Raw genomic sequence first — 18007 nt, 5'->3', positions numbered from 1 at the left:
ATGATCAACCAGAAGGACCTGACGAACCATGCCTGCCGCCCAAACCTTTGCCCTGACCGTTGCCCAGCGCGACATCTGGCTGGACCAGATCAGCCACGGCGACTCGCCGCTGTACAACATCGGCGCGTACGTCGAACTGGCCGGCGGGGTGGATGCCGAGCGGCTAAACCGGGCACTGGCGCACCTGGTCGCCCAGCATGATGGCCTGCGCACTGTGCTGGTGACGCACGCGGGCCAGGGTGGGGTAGCCCGCCAGTACTTTGCCGAGGCCCTCGATGTGCAGCTGGTGCAGCAAGATGTCCGCAGCGCGGATGACCCGTTCGGCGCTGCCCAAGGCCTGTTGCAAACACAGATGCAGACACCGTACCGCCTGGATGCCAGCCCATTGTGGGGGGCGACATTGATCCGCCTGGGCGAGCAGCGGTACCTGTTTGCCGTGCAGGCCCATCACCTGATTCTCGATGGCTGGGGCGTGGACCAGTGGTTCAAGCAGATCGCCGACCACTACCGCCTGCTTGAACAAGGGCTGGCATTGCCAGACAGCGCCCCGTCTTACCGCGCGTTCATCGAGGACGATGCCCAGTACCAGGGTTCGCCACGCCATGACCGCGACCGCGATTACTGGCTGGCCAAGTACCAGCAGCTACCCGATGCCTTGCTGGCACCCCGCGAGCGCAATGCGCAGCACGTGTCGCCGCCCAGTGCGGTACTCGAACAGCCCTTCGATACCCGCTTGCTGGCACGTATGCGGGCCCTCGGCACCACGCTGCAGGCCTCGCCCTTCCATGTGCTGCTGGCGGCGTTGCATGTGTGCAGCGCACGTACCTGGCAGCGTGACGAGTGGGTGGTCGGCCTGCCGGTGCGCAACCGTGGCAACGCCCAGTTCAAGTCGACCCTGGGGCTGTTTACCCAAGTCAGCGCGCTGCGTATGGACTTTGGCCGTGAACGCTCGTTTAGCGCGCTGGTACAAGGGATCCGCGATGCGCTCAAGCAAGATTTTCGCCATCAGCGTTTCGCCCTCAGCGAACTCAACCGCAGCCTCGGCGCATTGCGTGAAGAACGGCCTCAACTGTTCGAGCTGATGGTGTCATTCGAGGAGGATGGCAACGACCTACGCTTCGGTGACGTGCCCGGCCACACGGTGATGGTCTGCAATGGCCACGAGCCCACGCCCCTGAGCATCCACCTGCGTTGCAACAGCCAACGCGACAGCGCGTGCCTGCACCTGGTGCACAACCGCGCCTGGTTCAGCGAAGAGGACGTTACGGCGTTGGCCGAGCGCTTGCTGCATGTACTGGAGCAAGGCCTGGAGCAGCCCGAACAAAGTATCGCGGCGTTCGACCTGCTGACCGCCCGCGAGCACGCCCGCCTGCGGCAGTGGAATGCGATGGCGCAAGCAGCGCCTGAACAGGCTGAGGCGTTGATCCATCGTCGTATCCAAGCCCAGGCCAACGCCACGCCACACGCCGTGGCGGCGCTGCACGACGGCCAGCGCCTGAGCTATGGCGAACTCGACCGGCGTGCCGACGCGCTGGCCCGGCACCTGGCAGCCCTTGGCGCCAAGCCTGACCAACGGGTAGCGGTGGTCGCCCAGCGCGGCCTGGACACCTTGGTCGGCCTGCTGGCTGTGCTCAAGGCCGGGGCCGCTTACGTGCCGATCGACCCGGCCCACCCGCAGGAGCGCCTGGCCTATCTGCTGCAAGACAGCGCGCCAGCCGTGGTGCTGACCCAGTCGCGGCTGCTCGGCCGCCTTCCGCCCCATGGCCTGCCACAGATCGTGTTGGACCGCTGGAACTGGAACACGGCAACCGCCGCAATGCCAGCGCCTGTGCAGCCGCAAGCGAGCGACCTGGCCTATGTCATCTACACCTCTGGCTCCACCGGCCAGCCAAAGGGCGTGATGGTCGAGCACCACATGCTGGCCAACCTGGTCGACTGGCACTGCAGTGCCTTCAACTTGGGCCCCGGGCGCCACCAGTCGAGCCTGGCCGGCTTCGGCTTTGACGCCATGGCTTGGGAGGTGTGGCCCGCGCTGTGCAGTGGCGCTACTTTGCACCTGGCACCGGTGCGTGACGGTGCTGAAGACATCGACGCCTTGCTCAGTTGGTGGCGCGCCCAGCCGCTGGATGTCAGCTTTCTGCCCACCCCGGTGGCTGAGCATGCCTTCGCCCAGGGCGAGCTGCACCCGACCTTGCAGACCCTGCTGATTGGCGGCGACCGCCTGCGGCGCCTGGCCCGCGAGCGGCGCTACCGGGTCATCAACAACTATGGCCCCACCGAAGCCACGGTGGTGGCGACGTCGGGCGAAGTAAACGCCGGCGGCCCGCTGCATATCGGCCGCCCGGTGGCCAACACCCAGGTGTACGTCCTCGATGAGCAGTGCCGCCTGCTGCCGATCGGCGCCCCAGGCGAATTGTATGTGGGCGGCAAGGGGGTGGCCCGGGGTTACCTCAACCGGCCGCAGATGACCGCCGAGCGTTTTCTCGACGACCCGTTCAGTGCGCTGCCAGGGGCACGCATGTACCGCACGGGCGACCTGGTGCGCTGGCTGCCCGATGGCACGCTGGAGTACCTCGGGCGCAATGACGACCAGGTGAAAATCCGCGGTGTGCGGGTTGAACTGGCCGAAATCGAAGCTGCCCTGGCCAGCCATGCGGCGGTGCGCGAGTGTGTGGTGATGCTGCGCGAAGGCCAGTTGCAGGCTTGGTTCATTGGCGAGGCGGCGGTGGAGCCCAGGGCGCTGCATGACCACTTGCGCGAACGCCTGCCAGTCGCTTTGTTGCCGGTGGCCTATGTCAACTTGGCCAGTTGGCCATTGACTGCCAATGGCAAACTCGACCGCCGTGCCTTGCCGACAGCGGACGAAGCCGCCAAGGTGCGTCGCGAGCACGAGGCGCCGATCGGCGACGTCGAGCAACGCCTGGCCTTGCTGTGGGCCGAATTGCTGCAGGTCGAGCGGGTAGGGCGCCAGGACCACTTCTTCGAGCTGGGCGGCCACTCGCTGCTGGCCGTGCAACTGATCGAGCGCATGCGCCAGCAGGGCCTGCAAGCCGATGTACAGGTACTGTTCGGCCAATCGACCCTGGCCAGTCTTGCGGCCAGCGTAGTGGTCGGCGAAGCCGCGCGCGTGCCGGCCAACCGGGTTCCGCTAGGGTGCCAGCACATCACGCCGGGCATGCTCACCCTCAGCGACCTCTCGCAGGTTGATATCGACCGCATCGTTGCCACGGTGCCGGGCGGCGCAGGCAACGTGCAGGAAATTTATCCGCTGGCGCCCCTGCAACAAGGCCTGCTTTACCACCACGTCACCGATGCTCGCGACCCGTACCAGCAGCAGGCTTTGTTTACCTTTGCCAGCCGCATGCAGTTAGAGGCCTTCACCGAAGCGTTGCAGCAGGTGATAGACCGTCACGACATCTTGCGCACCAGCCTGGCCTGGGAGGGGCTTGAACAGCCCCAGCAGGTGGTCTGGCGCCAGGCCCTTCTGACGGTCGACAACTGGGTGGGGGAGGCACACGCAGGCAACATTGCCGGGCAAATGCGCAGCCAGTTCGCCCCCCAGCAACGGCCCTTGGACCTGCGCCAGGCACCGATGATGGCGCTGGCCTGCGCCGAGGATGCCCAGCACGGGCGTTGGTTGGGCTTGCTGCGCTTCCACCACTTGGTCAACGATGCCGTTTCGCTGCAGGTGCTGTTGGGCGAGCTGGACGCCTTCATGGCTGGGCGCGGCGAGCCGTTGCCGGCACCTGTGCCGTATCGTGACTACGTGGCGCTAAGCGCTGCCCCCGAGCGCCAGGCCCGGCACGAAGCCTTCCTCCGCGAGCAACTGGCTGGCATCGAACCACCAGCGCCGATTGCCGGGCTGGGTGGCGAGCCGGTCGACGAGGGTGACCTGCACAGCCACAGCCAGGTGATCGATGCGCCGCTGGCAGGCCAGTTGCGCGCTCAGGCCCGGCACCATGGCGCGAGCCTGGCCAGCCTGCTGCACCTGGCCTGGGCCCAGGTGCTTGGCGCCCTCGGAGGGCGTGATGAGGTCACCCTGGGCACCGTGTTGCTGGGCCGCAGCATGGCTGGCAACGGCGCTGATCGTGCCCTGGGCATGTTCATCAACAGCGTGCCCTTGCGGGTAGGCCTGGCGAATCGCTCGGTCGACCAGGCGCTGAGCGAGACCCACGCGCGGCTGGCCGCCTTGCTTGGCCATGAAGATGCGCCGCTGATCCTCGCCCAGCAGTGCAGTGGCTTGCCCGCTGGCACGCCGCTGTTCAACAGCCTGATCAACTACCGCCAAGGGGCAGTAATGCTCGGTCAGGTATTGCCGGGCGTAGAGCTGGCCGAAGCCAGTGAAGTACACAGCCATGGCCTGGTCCTCACGGTGGACGACCATGCCGACGGGCTACAGCTCGCCCTGCGCGCGCCGCGTGCGATTGGCGCGCAGCGGGTGCTGAACTACCTGTTGACCACCTTGCGCCAACTGGGTAATGCCCTGGCCGAGCGCCGCAGCACGCGCTTGGATGCACTGTGCGCGGTGCCAGACGGCGAGCTGCACCGCTTGCTGCAGGGTTTCAACGCCACCGAAGACCCGCAAAGCCCGGTCAGGCAGACCTTGCCGGCGCTGTTCCAGGCCCAGGTGCGGCGTACACCCCATGCCATCGCCCTGCAGGCTGAGGACGGCTGCCTCGATTACCAGGCCCTCAACGCCCAGGCCAACCGCCTGGCCCACCACCTGATCGCCCTGGGTGTTAAGCCCGACGCGCGGGTAGCGGTTTGTGTCGAACGTGGCGTTGCACTGATGGTCGCCTTGCTGGGCGTGCTCAAGGCCGGCGGCGCCTACGTGCCACTCGACCCCGCTTACCCGGCCGAGCGGCTGCGCTTCATGCTGGAAGACAGCACGCCGTCGGTGGTGCTGGTGCACGGCGCTACCCTGGGCCTGTTCGAGCAAATGCCAGGCCCTGTGCTTGACCTTGACCGTGGCGATTGGCACGCCTGCTCGGCAGCCGACCCGCAAGTGCCGGGCCTGGGCCCGAGGCAGTTGGCCTATGTGATGTACACCTCGGGCTCCACCGGCACCCCGAAGGGGGTGATGGTCGAGCACCGTGGCCTGTGCAACCTGATGCACTGGGGTTCGCGCATCTGCCCGCCACGCCCGGGCGATGCCTTGCTGCAACGGGCGCCGTTCACCTTCGACGGTTCGGTCTGGGAGCTGTTCTGGCCGCTGACCGCCGGTTTGCGCCTGGTCCTGGCGCGCCCTGACGGGCACCGCGACCCGGCGTACCTGGTGCAGTTGGTGCAGGCCAGGCAGGTGACCACGATCAAATTCGTCCCGGCGCTGCTGCATCAGTTTCTGGAAGAGCCGGGGGTTGAGCGTTGCACTAGCCTGACGGACATCTTCTGCGGCGGCGGTGAACTGACATTGGCGCTGGTACAACGCCTGCGCGAATGTCTGCCCACGGTGCGCCTGCACAACGTCTATGGCCCGACCGAAGCGACGGTAGACAGCACCGCCTGGACCCTGCAGCCGCACGAACCGCTGCCGTTGATCGCGCCGCCGATCGGCCGGCCGATCGCCAATACCCGCCTGTATGTGCTCGATGCGCATGACCGCCCGGTGCCACTCGGCGCGGTGGGCCAGTTGCACATTGGCGGCGTCGGCGTGGCCCGCGGCTACCTCGGGTTGCCGGCATTGCAGGCTGAGCGCTTCATCGCCAGCCCGTTCGTCGAGGGCGACCGCCTGTATCGCACGGGGGACTTGGTGCGGTACCGCCTGGACGGTGAGCTGGACTTTGTCGGCCGCAACGATTTCCAGGTCAAGCTGCGTGGGTTGCGGGTCGAGCTGGGGGAAATCGAAGCGTCGCTGACGGCGCACCCGGCCATCGGGCAGGCCGTGGTGCTGATGCGCGAAGAGCGCCTGGTTGCCTACTTCACCTGCCGCGAGGGCAGCAGCGCACCCGCGCTTGAGGTGCTGCGCAGCCACGTGCTGGCGCGCATGCCCGATTACATGGTGCCGCAGGCGTTCGTGGCCCTGGCCGAGCTGCCGTTGAGCAACAACGGCAAGGTCGACCGCCAGGCCTTGCCAGCGCCCGGGGCCGAGTCGGTGATCAGCCGCCAGTACCATGCCCCGCGTGGCGAGCTGGAAACCGCGCTGGCCGAGATCTGGACCGATGTGCTGAAGATCGAGCAGGTTGGGCGTGACGACAACTTCTTCGAACTGGGCGGCCACTCGCTGCTGGCGGTCAGCCTGGTGGCACGCATGCGCCAGGCCGGGTTGCATGTGGATGCCCGCACCTTGTTCAGCCAGCCGACCCTGGCTGCGCTGGCCGCCAGCACCCGCCTCGAGCAGGTCGAGGTGGTGATACCGCAGACCACCATTCCCAGCCTGGGTAAACGCAGGCGCATCTAAGATCGCCGGGGCCGCGTTGCGGCCCATCGCCGGCAAGCCAGCTCCTACAGGGGCCTCACAAGGTCTGAGCCTGCGCAGATACCTGTGGGAGCCCGCTTGCCGGCGATGGCGCTATCCGAAATTGTCCCCGCTTCCCATGTCAGACCGACCGGTCACGATCCTTTAGCGTGTCCACGATTCCCATTCCAGGCAAAGCAGGATGCTTACCGATGCACTTCAGCGAACTGATGGCTGCTCTTTCCACCCGTGCGATCCGACTCCAGCGTGAAGACCAGGACCTGATCGTCCTCGGCGATGACGATACCCTGGACGACAGCTTGTGGGAGGCGTTGTCACGGCACAAGCCGGCGTTGCTGGAGATGCTCGCCGAACGCGATGACGACTGGCTCAGCCCGGCCTTCCGGATCACCCCCGACATGCTGCCGCTGGTCACGCTGGACCAGGAAGCCATCGACCGCATCGTCGCCAGCGTGCCGGGCGGCGCAGCCAACGTTCAGGACATCTACCCGTTGGCCCCGCTGCAGCAGGGCATGCTGTACCACCACCTGTCCGCCACCGAGGGCGACCCGTACCTGTCGCAGGTGCAACTGCGCTTCGCCAGCAAAACCCACCTGGAAGCCTTCGCCGAGGCGCTGCAGTGGGTGATCCAACGCCATGACATCCTGCGCACCGCACTGCACTGGGAATACCTCGACCAACCGGTGCAGGTGGTCTGGCAAGAAGCGACGCTGGTCCGCGAAGCCGTGCCAGTCGCTGGCAGCACAGCCCTTGCCGAGCTGTGCGCGCGCTTCGACCCGCGCCAGTATCGTCTCGACCTGCGCCAGGCACCGCTGATGCAACTGATGCACGCGCAAGGCGAGGGCACTACGTGGGTGGCGCTGCTGATGTTCCACCACGTGGTGATGGACCATACCGCCTTGGATATCGTGCGCCGTGAAATCCAGGCGCACATCGCCGGCCAGTCCGACCGACTGGCGGCCCCCATGCCGTTTCGCAATGTGCTGGCCGCCGCTCGCCAGGCACTGGATGAGGACGCCCATGAGCGCTTCTTCCGCGAGATGCTGGGCGACATCGATGAGCCCACGCTTGCCTTCGGCCTGCAGGACAAAGGTGATGTGCAACTGGAGCAAGCACGCCTGACCCTGCCGCCTACGCTCAGCCAGCGCCTGCGCAGCCAGGCCCGGCAACTCGGCGTGAGCCCGGCAAGCGTGTTGCACCTGGGCTTTGGCCGGTTGATCGGGCAACTGTCGGGCCGCCAGCAGGTGGTGTTCGGCAGCGTGCTGCTGGGCCGCATGACCACCGGCGACGGTAGCGAGCAGGCGCTGGGGATGTTCATCAACAGCCTGCCGTTGCGCATCGACCTGGGCCCAACCAGCGTGCGTGACGCCCTGCTGGCCACCCATCGACGGCTCAGCGCCTTGCTCGGCCACGAACAGGCGTCGCTGGCCCTGGCCCAGCGCTGCAGCGGTGTGGCCGCGCCAGCGCCGCTGTTCAATAGTCTGCTCAACTACCGGCACAGTGACGTCGGTGATGCCGCCGAGATCATCCCGGTGGCTGCTGGCATCGATATCGTCGGCGCCGAGGAGCGCACCGATTACCCGCTGACTGTCAGCGTCGACGACCTCGGCGACGCGCTGCGCCTGACCGTACAGAGCCTGCCGGCGTGGAGCGCGTCACGCCTGTGCGCGCAGTTCGAACAGGTATTGGCAAGCCTGGTCGACGCACTGGAACACAGCCCCGCGTCAGCGCTGCAAGGGTTGCAGGTATTGCCGCCTGCCGAGCGTGATCAGGTGCTGCACCAGTTCAACCACACCGCTCAGCTTTACCCGCAGGGGCAGACCGTACACGCCATGGTCGAGGCCCGTGCCGCCACCGCGCCAGCAGCGGTTGCGCTGTTGCAGGATGGCCAGGCGCTGCGTTACGACGAACTCAACCGCCGTGCCAACCAACTGGCTCACCAACTGATCGAACGCGGCGTTCAGGTGGGGGACCGCGTGGCCCTGTGCCTGCCGCGCAACAGTGGGCGCGTGGTTGCGTTGCTGGCAGTGCTTAAAGCGGGCGCGGCCTATGTGCCGGTGGACCCGGCGTACCCAGCAGAGCGCATTGCCTACCTGCTGGCTGACAGTGCCCCGGCATTGGTCGTGAGCGAGACTGCGGTAAATGGGCTGCCGGCCCAGGTGCCGCGCCTGGACCTGGACCACATCAGCACCTGTACTGCGCACGACAGCAACCCACAGCGACCTGGGCTGGACTCGCAGCAACTGGCCTATGTGGTCTACACCTCCGGCTCCACCGGCCAGCCCAAGGGGGTGATGATCGAGCACCACACGCTCGCCAACCTGGTGCATTGGCACTGCCAGGCCTTTGCGCTGGACGCCGATGCGCACACGTCAAGCGTGGCCGGTTTCGGGTTTGACGCCATGGCCTGGGAGGTCTGGCCAGCCTTGTGCGCCGGGGCCACGCTGCACCTGCCACCCGCGCACATCGCCAACGAGCATGTCGATGAGTTGCTCGACTGGTGGCTGTTGCAGCCACTGAAGGTCAGCTTCCTGCCCACCCCGGTAGCGGAGCAGGCCCTGCGCCGGGAACACCAGCACCCGACCCTGCGCACCTTGCTGGTGGGCGGGGACCGCCTGCGCCAGTTCGAGCGAGCGCCAGGCTTTGCCCTGATCAACAACTACGGGCCAACCGAAACCACCGTGGTCGCCACCTCTGGGCAGGTCTTGCCCAACGGCGCACTGCACATCGGCCGGCCCATCGCCAATACCCGCGTCTATGTACTGGACGAAGGCTTGCAGCCAGTCCCGGTTGGCGTCGCGGGTGAGCTGTTCATCGGCGGCGCGCAAGTGGCGCGGGGCTACTTCAATCGCCCGGCGTTGACCGAACAGGCTTTTCTTGTCGACCCGTTCAGCGAGCAGCCCAACGCACGCATGTACCGCAGCGGTGATCGGGTGCGCTGGAATGCCGACGGCACCCTCGACTACCTCGGCCGCAACGACGACCAGGTGAAGATCCGCGGTGTGCGGGTTGAGCTGGGTGAAATCGAGGCCACCCTCGCGGCGCAGCCGGGTATCGACGCCGCCGTGGTGCTGGTGCGGGGCGAGCGTTTGCTGGCCTGGTTCACCGAGACCGCCCCTGTCGCCCTCGACGCCTTGCGCCAGGCCCTGCAGGCCCGCTTGCCGGCGCACATGGTGCCGCTGGCGTTCGTGCGCCTCGATGAGCTGCCGCTGACCAGCCATGGCAAACTCGACCGCCGTGCGCTGCCTGACCCAGAGACCTCGCAGTTGTTCGGTCAGGCCTACGAAGCGCCCGCCGGCGAAACCGAAGCGACGATGGCGGCGATCTGGGCCGATGTGCTGGGTGTGCAGCGGGTAGGGCGCCATGACAACTTCTTCGAACTGGGCGGCCACTCGCTGCTGGCGGTGACGTTGGTCGAGCGCTTGCGCAAGGCTGGCCTGCTGATCGATGTGCGGGTGCTGTTCGCCCAACCGACCCTGGCTGCCCTAGCCGGCGCGGCGGGCATCGGCCACGAAGTGAAGGTGCCGGCCAACCGGGTGCCCGCGCAGGCCCAACGCATCACGCCGAGCATGCTCAGCCTGATCGACCTGGACCAGGCAGCAATCGATGACATCGTCGCAACGGTGCCGGGTGGCGCCGCCAATGTGCAGGAAATCTACCCGCTGGCCCCGCTGCAGGAAGGCATTCTCTACCACCACCTGAGCGCCGAGCAGGGCGACCCCTACCTGCTGCAGACCCGTCTGGCCTTCGACAGTGTCGAGCGCTTGCTGGCCTGGGCCGGTGCGCTGCAACAGGTCATCGATCGCCACGATATCCTGCGCACCGCCGTGCTTTGGCAAGGGCTGGCGCAGCCGCTGCAGGTGGTTTGGCGCAAGGCTGAGTTGGTGGTCAGCGAAATCGACGACCTGGCCGATGACGATGGCCTGGCGCGGGTCGAACAGTTGCATGCCCGGTTCGATGCGCGGCACCACCGGTTGGACCTGACCCAGGCGCCATTGACCCGCCTGTATTACAGCCTGGACCCCGCCAACCAGCAGGTGGTGGCAATTCTGCTGTTCCATCACCTGACCCTCGACCACACGGCCATGGACGTGGTCGCCCGCGAGATGCGCGCCTTGCTGTTCGGCCAGGGGCACACACTGCCGGCAGCGGTGCCATACCGCAATTACGTGGCCCAGGCTCGCCTGGGTGACCAGGCGGGCCACGAGGCGTTCTTCCGCGAGATGCTGGCGGATGTCGAAGAACCGACCTTGCCACTGGGCTATGCCGATGTGCAGGGCGATGGCCGCGGCATCGAAACGGCGTTCCAGGCACTGGACGGCGAAGTTGCCAACGGTTTGCGCACCCAGGCGCGGCAATTGGGCGTCAGTGCCGCCAGCCTCATGCACCTGGCCTGGGCGCGCGTACTGGGCGTGCTGGCCAACCGCGATGATGTGGTGTTTGGCACGGTACTGATGGGCCGCCTGCAGGGCGGCGAGGGCGCTGACCGGGCATTGGGGATGTTCATCAACACCCTGCCGCTGCGGGTGGACACCACGCTGGCCGTGCGTGCCGCCGTGCGCGCCACCCACCGCAACCTCTCGGCCTTGCTGGGCCATGAGCACGCGCCGCTGGCCTTGGCCCAGCGCTGCAGTGGCGTGGCCGCGTCCGCGCCGTTGTTCAGTGCCTTGCTCAACTATCGGCACAGCGCCGACGCGGCCACCGGCGAGGCAATCTGGGAGGGTGTGCGCCTGCTCGGTGGCGAGGAGCGCAGCAACTACCCGCTGACCCTCAGCGTCAATGACCTGGGTGAAGGTTTCACCTTCAGTGTGCTGGCTATCGCAGGGATTGGTGCGGCGCGGGTCGCCGCCTGGATGGTCAATGCCGTCACCCAGCTGCTGCAAGCATTGCAGCAAGGGCAGGAGGCGCGGGTCGACAGCTTGTCGATCCTGAGCGACGAAGCGCGCCAACAGCTGCTGGGCAGTTTCAACGCCACCGCACAGCACTACCCGCAAGGGCTGACGGTGCACGCGCTGGTGGAAGCCCGAGCAGCCGAGACCCCGGATGCCACGGCCGTGAGCCAGGATGGCCAGGCACTCAGCTATGGTGACCTGAACCTGCGGGCCAACCGCCTGGCGCATCAGCTGATCGCACGCGGCGTGCGCGTCGGTGACCGCGTGGCATTGTGCGTGGGCCGCAGCGCCGAGCGAGTAATCGGCCTGCTGGCCGTGCTCAAGGCCGGCGCTGCCTATGTGCCGGTCGACCCGGGCTATCCTGCCGAACGCATAGCCTACCTGCTGGCCGACAGCGTGCCCGCCCTGGTGCTGAGCGAAACGGGCATTGCCGGCCTGCCTGCTGACATACCCCGCCTGAACCTCGACCAGGCCGCCGCCGATGATGCCCTGGACAGCAACCCGCACGTACCTGGGCTGGATGCGCACCACTTGGCCTACCTGGTCTACACCTCCGGCTCCACTGGCCAGCCCAAGGGCGTGATGATCGAACACCACACCCTGGCCAACCTGGTACACTGGCACTGCCAGGCCTTCGCGCTGGAGGCCGGTGTGCGTACCTCGAGCGTCGCAGGCTTTGGCTTCGACGCCATGGCCTGGGAAGTATGGCCGGCGCTGTGTGCCGGTGCCACGCTGCACCTGCCACCTGCGCACATCGGCAATGAACATGTGGATGAACTGCTCGACTGGTGGCTCGAGCAGCCGCTGGCGGTCAGTTTCTTGCCCACGCCGGTGGCCGAACAGGCGCTGCGCCGCGAACGGCAACACCCCACCTTGCGCACCTTGCTGATCGGTGGCGACCGTCTGCGACAGTTCGACCGCGATCCAGGCTTCGCCTTGGTCAACAACTATGGGCCGACCGAGACCACGGTGGTCGCTACCTCTGGCCAGGTCTTGCCGGGCGCGGCGTTGCACATTGGCAAGCCCATCGCCAATACCCGCGTCTATGTGCTCGATGCCCATCGCCAAGCGGTGCCCGTGGGCGTCGTGGGCGAGCTGTACATCGGCGGCGCGCAGGTAGCGCGGGGCTATTTCAATCGCCCTGAACTGACCGAAGAGCGCTTCCTCGCCGACCCGTTCAGCCGCAAGCCCGGCGCGCGCATGTACCGCAGTGGCGACCTGGTGCGCTGGAACGCCGATGGCACGCTGGACTACCTCGGCCGCAATGACGACCAGGTGAAGATCCGCGGCGTGCGCGTGGAGTTGGGTGAAATCGAGGCGGCGCTGACGGCCCAGGCCGGTATTGCCGATGCCGTGGTATTGGTGCGCGGCGAGCGCCTGGTGGCCTGGTTCACCGAACAGGTGCCGGTGGCGGTCGAGGCTCTGCGTCACGCGCTGCAGGCCAGCTTGCCGGGGCACATGGTGCCGCAGGCGTTCATCCGCCTGGACCAATGGCCGTTGACCCGCCATGGCAAGCTGGACCGCCGGGCCCTGCCTGAGCCGGACGCGGCCCAACTGATCAGCCAGGGCTATGAAGCCCCTGCCAGCGAGACCGAAGCGGCCATGGCCAGTGTCTGGGCCGACGTGCTGGGCGTGGAACGGGTAGGGCGGCACGACAACTTCTTCGAGCTGGGCGGCCACTCGCTGCTGGCTGTGACCCTGATCGAACGCTTGCGCCAACAGGGCCTGCAGACCGACGTGCGGGTGCTGTTCGGCCAGCCCACCGTGGCTGCACTGGCTGCCGCGCTGGGCAAAGGTCGCCAGGTCAGCGTGCCCGAGAACCGTATTCCAGCGGGCTGCACCCACATCACCCCCGCCATGCTGCCTTTGCTGACGTTGGACGCCAGTACCCTCGAGCGCATCGTCGCCACGGTGCCAGGTGGTGCTGCCAACGTGCAGGACATCTACCCGTTGGCACCGCTGCAGGAGGGCATTCTCTACCATCACCTGAGTGCCGCAGACGAAGACCCGTACCTGCTGCAGTGGCGCGTCGCATTCGACAGCCAAGCCCGCCTGCTGGCCTTCGCCCAGGCCTTGGACAAGGTCATCGCGCGCCACGATATCCTGCGTACCGCCGTGCTCTGGGACGGCCTGGTGCAGCCGGTGCAGGTGGTATGGCGCAGGGTGCCAGGCTCGGTGCTGGTCAATAGCAGCGAAGCCACCGGGCCTCTCGATCTGAGCCAAGCCCCACTGATCCGCCTGCTGCAGACCCCACAGCCAGGCACCGAAGTCCTCGAAGCCACCCTGCAGTTCCACCACATCGCCCTGGACCACACGGCCATGAAGGTGGTGCTGGAAGAAATCCGCGATCACCTGCGCGGCCAGCAGCCCAGCCAACCGGCCGTGCCGTACCGCAACTACGTGGCCCAGGCGCGCCTGGCCATCAGCGAGGCCGAGCACGAAGCGTTCTTCCGCGCCGAACTGGCCGACATCGGCGAACCGACCTTGCCCTATGGCCTGGCCGACCTGCAGGGCCAGGCCAGCGCCTTCGAGTTGGCCACGGTGCAACTGGCCCCTGAGCAATACCGGCGCCTGCGCAGCCATGCCCAGCAGTTGGGCGTGAGCGCCGCCAGCGTGCTGCACCTGGCCTGGGCGCGGCTGGTGGCCGCCACCAGTGGCAACGACCGCGTGGTATTCGGCACCGTGCTGTTGGGCCGCCTGCAAGGGGGTGCCGGCGCTGATCGGGGCCTGGGCATGTTCATCAATACCTTGCCACTGCGCCTGGACCTGCAAGGGCTAGGCGTGCGTGCAGGGGTGCGCCTGGCCCACCAGCGGCTGAGTGCGTTGCTGGTGCACGAGCACTCTTCGTTGGCCTTGGCCCAGCGTTGCAGCGGCGTGGCTGCGCCGACGCCGTTGTTCAGCGCCATGCTCAACTACCGGCATGGCGCCAGCCAGCCCGAGCAGCAAGCGCAACGCGAAGCCCTGGAAGGCATCCAGGCACTGCCCAGCGGCGGCCACGGTAACTACCCGCTAAGTGTCAACGTGGACGACCTGGGCGATGGCCTGCGGCTGACGGCCCAGGTCAGCGCTCAGGTGGGCGCGCAGCGTGTCTGCGACCAACTGCTGCAGGTGCTGCACGGGTTGCTGGATGCACTTGAGCACGCGCCTGACACGCCAGTGCAGCAGTTAGCGGTACTGACGCCTGATGAGCGCCGGCGACTGCTGGCCAATGCCCCGCAAACGCCTCACGACGTGGCGCAACCGCTGCACGGGCTGTTCGAGGCCCAGGTACGGCGCACGCCCACTGCCATTGCACTGGTCGCCGAGGAAGGCGAGCTGAGCTATCGCCAGCTCGATGAGCAAGCCAATCGGCTTGCCCATCATTTGATCGGCTTGGGCGTCAAACCGGATGATCGTGTAGCGATCTGCGTCGAGCGCGGGCTTTCGATGGTGGTCGGGTTGCTGGCCATCCTCAAGGCAGGCGGTGCCTATGTACCAGTCGACCCGGGTTATCCGGCTGAACGAATCCGCCACATGCTGAGCGACAGTGCGCCGCTGGCCGTGCTGATGCACAGCGCTACCCGTGAGGTCCTACACGGCACCCCGGTGCAGTTGATCGACCTCGATCAGCCTTGCTGGGAAGCCCAGCCGATCAGCAACCCTCGCGTAGCCGCGCTGAACGCGAGCCACCTGGCGTACGTGATCTATACCTCCGGCTCCACAGGCCAACCCAAGGGGGTGATGGTCGATCACCGCAACGTGGTCAACCTGGTGCGCTGGAGCCAGCGCCTTTGCCAGGTGCCTGGCCCAGGCGCTGTGCTGCACAAGACCCCGGTCAGCTTCGATGCCTCGGTGTGGGAACTGTTCTGGCCGTTGTGCAGCGGCCTACGCCTGGTACTGGCGCGCCCGCACGGCCAGCGTGACCCGCACTACCTCGCGCAATTGATTGAGGCGCAGCAGGTCAGCGTGGTGCAATTCGTGCCGGCGTTGCTGCAGCAGTTCCTTGAAGCATCTGCGAGCGCTCGCTGCACCAGCCTCAGCGATATCGTCTGCGGTGGCGGTGAGTTGACCCAGGCGCTGGCCGCCCAGGTACGCGAGCGTCTGCCGGGTGTGCGCCTGCACAACGTGTATGGCCCGACCGAGACCACCGTCGATTGCAGCGCCTGGACGCTGGAACCGGGCGCGGATCTGCCGCACGGGGCGTTGCCGATTGGTACCGCCATCGACAATACCCGGCTGTATGTACTCGACCACTACGACCAACCCGTGCCGTGGGGCGTGGTCGGCCACCTGCATATCGGCGGCGCGGGCGTAGCGCGGGGTTACCTGGGTTTGCCCGAACAGCAGGCCGAACGCTTCATCGCCAGCCCCTTCGTTGACGGTGATCGCCTGTACCGCAGCGGTGACCTGGTGCGCCAGCGCGAGGATGGCAACCTGGTCTTCCTTGGCCGTAACGACCACCAGGTCAAAATCCGCGGCCTGCGCATCGAGCCGGGCGAGATCGAAGCCTGCCTGGTGCGTGTGCCCGGTGTGCGCGAGGCCGTGGTACTGGCTTACGATGCCCCGGCCAGTGGGCCGCGCCTGGTCGCCTACCTCACCGGTGAGCCGCCCGTGGCGGACAGCCTGCGTCAGGCGCTGCTGCACGACCTGCCGGAATACATGCTGCCGGCACAGTACATCCACCTCGACCAGCTGCCGTTGACGCCCAATGGCAAGCTCGACCGTAAAGCGCTGCCCGCACCGGATGCCGCCCTGCATGAACGCCCCTACCAGGCGCCGCAGGGGCAGACCGAAACCCTGCTGGCCCAACTGTGGGCGCAACTGCTGGGCGTCGAGCACGTGGGCCGTCACGACAACTTCTTCGAGCTGGGTGGCCACTCGCTGCTGGCGGTAAGCCTGACTGCGCGGCTGCGCCTGGAAGGGCTGCAAGTCGATGTACGGACCCTGTTCGGCCAGCCTACCGTCGCGGCCCTGGCCGAGACCTTGGGTCGCAACCAGCAAGTGCTGGTACCTGAAAACCGCATCCCTGCCGGTTGTACTCATATCACCCCGGGCCTGCTGAGCCTAATCGACCTCGACCAACCCGCGATCGATCACATCGTCGCGCGCGTGCCGGGCGGTGCGGCCAATGTGCAGGACATCTACCCGCTGGCCCCGCTGCAGGAAGGTATCCTTTACCATCACCTGAGCGCCGAGCACGATCCCTATGTGCTGTATTCCCGGCTGCGTTTTGACAACGGCGAACGCCTGCAAGCCTTCGCCAGCGCGCTGGACCAGGTCATCGCCCGCCACGACGTGCTGCGCACAGCTGTGCTATGGGACGGCCTGCCGCAGGCTGTGCAGGTGGTCTGGCGTCACGCACCGCTGCAGGTCCTGCGCGACGACGATGCGGCTACCGTTGGCCTGGACTTGAGCCAAGCGCCGCTGATTCGTCTGCTTCATCGCCAGGCACCGGGCAGCGGGTGCATCGAAGCCACCTTGCAGTTCCACCACATCGTCCTCGACCACACCGCCCTGGAGGTGGTCGGTGAGGAGTTGATTGGCTTCCTGCAGGGCACGCCGCCAGTCCAAACCCCCGTGCCGTATCGCAACTACGTGGCCCAGGCGCGCCTGGGTGTCAGCCAGGACGAACATGAGGCGTTCTTCCGCGAGCAGTTGGCGGATGTCGACGAGCCGACGTTGCCGTTCGGCCTAAGCGATGTGCAAGGCGATGGCCTTGGCATGCAAGAAGCCAAGCTGGCGCTGTCGGCCGAGCTGGCCGCAGGGCTGCGGCGCCAGGCACGGCACCTGGGCATCAGTGTCGCCAGCCTGTTCCACCTGGCTTGGGCGCGCCTGTTGGCCGCTGCCAGCGGCAAGGACCGCGTGGTGTTCGGCACTGTGTTGCTGGGGCGCCTGCAAGGCGGTGAGGGCGCCGAGCGGGCGCTCGGCATGTTCATCAATACCTTGCCGCTGCGGGTCGACCTGGGCGAGGTGAGCCTGCGCGAAGGGGCGCAGGCCGTGCATCAGCGCCTCAGTGCACTGCTGGCGCACGAACACGCGTCCTTGGCGTTGGCCCAGCGCTGCAGCGCTGTGGCTACACCGTTGCCGTTGTTCAGCGCCATGCTCAACTACCGCCATGGCGCAGAAGCCAGCGCCGAACAGCGGCAGGCGTGGCAAGGCATCGACGTACTCGAAGGCCAGGAGCGCACCAACTACCCGTTGAGCCTGAACGTGGATGACCTGGGGGAGGGCTTCCGCCTGGTTGCCATGACCCCGGCCGACGTAGGCGCGGCGCGTATCTGTGGGCAGATGAACCAGGTGCTGGAGGCCATGGTCGAGGCGCTGGAGCGGACACCGGAACTGCCGGTGCAGCGCTTGCCGGTGCTGGAAGCGCAGGAGCGTGAGCGTGTGCTGCTGGGCTTCAACGATACGGCGGTGGGCTATGACCTCGAGCAGACCCTGCACGGGATGATCGAGGTGCAGGTGTTGCGTACGCCGGATGCGTTGGCGGTTACGGCCGAAGAGGGGGCGCTGAGCTATCGCGAGCTGAATGAGCAAGCCAACCGGCTGGCGCATCACCTGATCGGTCTGGGTGTTAAACCCGATGATCGGGTAGCGATCTGCGTCGAACGTGGGCTGTCGATGGTGGTTGGCTTGCTGGCCATTCTTAAGGCAGGCGGCGCGTATGTGCCGGTTGACCCCGATTACCCAGCGGAGCGCGTGCGACATATGCTGAGTGACA

Annotated in this window: 2 protein-coding genes; both read left to right on the top strand. The window is 66.8% G+C overall.

The features are described 5' to 3' along the window. Positions 1 to 28 precede the first annotated feature (28 nt). Complete coding sequence (locus OO306_RS13600) at positions 29 to 6397, top strand: non-ribosomal peptide synthetase (protein WP_265969021.1); 6369 nt, start codon at positions 29 to 31, stop codon at positions 6395 to 6397. 209 nt (positions 6398 to 6606) lie between these two features. Further along, a partial coding sequence (locus OO306_RS13595) for a non-ribosomal peptide synthetase (protein WP_265969019.1) occupies positions 6607 to 18007 on the top strand: 11401 nt, incomplete at its 3' end.

It is taken from the genome of Pseudomonas sp. DCB_AW (assembly GCF_026240895.1).
Lineage (GTDB): Bacteria > Pseudomonadota > Gammaproteobacteria > Pseudomonadales > Pseudomonadaceae > Aquipseudomonas > Aquipseudomonas kermanshahensis.
The sequence above is the reverse complement of the archived record's forward strand: the minus strand, read 5'-3'. Positions and strand labels throughout refer to the sequence as shown.